This is a genomic window from Exiguobacterium sp. PHA03 (assembly GCF_041945985.1).
GTDB lineage: Bacteria > Bacillota > Bacilli > Exiguobacteriales > Exiguobacteriaceae > Exiguobacterium_A.
On sequence record NZ_JAUTYQ010000009.1, the window covers coordinates 1 to 974 of the forward strand.

Annotated in this window: 10 tRNA genes; all 10 read right to left on the bottom strand. The window is 48.2% G+C overall.

The annotated features are described in order from the left end of the window. Positions 1–19: 19 nt before the first annotated feature. The 10 genes from Q7C19_RS15565 to Q7C19_RS15610 all read right to left on the bottom strand — a co-directional run bounded on the left by Q7C19_RS15565 (position 20) and on the right by Q7C19_RS15610 (position 894). Positions 20–96, bottom strand: a tRNA-Pro gene (locus Q7C19_RS15565). Between the two features lie 5 nt (positions 97–101). Further along, positions 102–175, bottom strand: a tRNA-Arg gene (locus Q7C19_RS15570). Between the two features lie 6 nt (positions 176–181). Beyond that, positions 182–268: transfer RNA gene (locus Q7C19_RS15575), tRNA-Leu, on the bottom strand. Positions 269–289: 21 nt separating this feature from the next. Next, positions 290–364, bottom strand: a tRNA-Gly gene (locus tag Q7C19_RS15580). A gap of 7 nt (positions 365–371) precedes the next feature. Continuing rightward, a tRNA-Leu gene (locus Q7C19_RS15585) sits at positions 372–455 on the bottom strand. A gap of 7 nt (positions 456–462) precedes the next feature. Further along, positions 463–538: transfer RNA gene (locus tag Q7C19_RS15590), tRNA-Lys, on the bottom strand. 23 nt (positions 539–561) lie between these two features. Further along, positions 562–637 (bottom strand) — tRNA-His (locus tag Q7C19_RS15595). A gap of 11 nt (positions 638–648) precedes the next feature. After that, positions 649–724, bottom strand: a tRNA-Thr gene (locus Q7C19_RS15600). A gap of 8 nt (positions 725–732) precedes the next feature. Beyond that, positions 733–808: transfer RNA gene (locus Q7C19_RS15605), tRNA-Phe, on the bottom strand. A gap of 10 nt (positions 809–818) precedes the next feature. After that, positions 819–894: transfer RNA gene (locus tag Q7C19_RS15610), tRNA-Asp, on the bottom strand. Between the last annotated feature and the right edge of the window lie 80 nt (positions 895–974).

Here is a 974-nt window from a genome sequence, read left to right on the forward strand (position 1 = left end):
GTATTTCGTATGAAAATAATGGTCGGGAAGACAGGATTCGAACCTGCGACCCCTTGGTCCCAAACCAAGTGCTCTACCAAGCTGAGCTACTTCCCGAAAAGTGCACCCTGAGAGATTCGAACTCCCGACCCCTTGATTCGTAGTCAAGTACTCTATCCAGCTGAGCTAAGGGTGCATCATATGGTGCGGTCGAGAGGACTTGAACCTCCACGATGTTGCCACCACTAGGCCCTCAACCTAGCGCGTCTACCGATTCCGCCACGACCGCATAATGCTATTCAAATATAAATGGAGCGGAAGACGGGATTCGAACCCGCGACCCCGACCTTGGCAAGGTCGTATTCTACCACTGAACTACTTCCGCATATAAATGGTACGGGTGAAGGGACTTGAACCCCCACGTCAAAGACACTAGATCCTAAATCTAGCGCGTCTACCAATTCCGCCACACCCGCATAAAAATGGTGTGTCATGCAGGATTCGAACCTGCGACCCTCTGATTAAAAGTCAGATGCTCTACCAACTGAGCTAATGACACATAAATAATATGAAGTTGAAAAATGGGGCGACTGATGGGAATTGAACCCACGAATGCCGGAATCACAATCCGGTGCGTTAACCACTTCGCCACAATCGCCAAAATAAAAATGGTGCCGGCAACAGGAGTCGAACCCGCGACCTACTGATTACAAGTCAGTTGCTCTACCAGCTGAGCTACACCGGCAAAAGAAATGGTGGCTTTGGACGGAATCGAACCGCCGACACAAGGATTTTCAGTCCTTTGCTCTACCAACTGAGCTACAAAGCCGATATTAAAATGGCGGTCCTGACGGGATTCGAACCCGCGATCTCCTGCGTGACAGGCAGGCATGTTAACCGCTACACCACAGGACCGTTTTAAGTATAAGGTGACGACTTCTATAATGATAAAACATCTATGTAAGTCTGTCAATTGTTTTATTAAAAAAACAAAA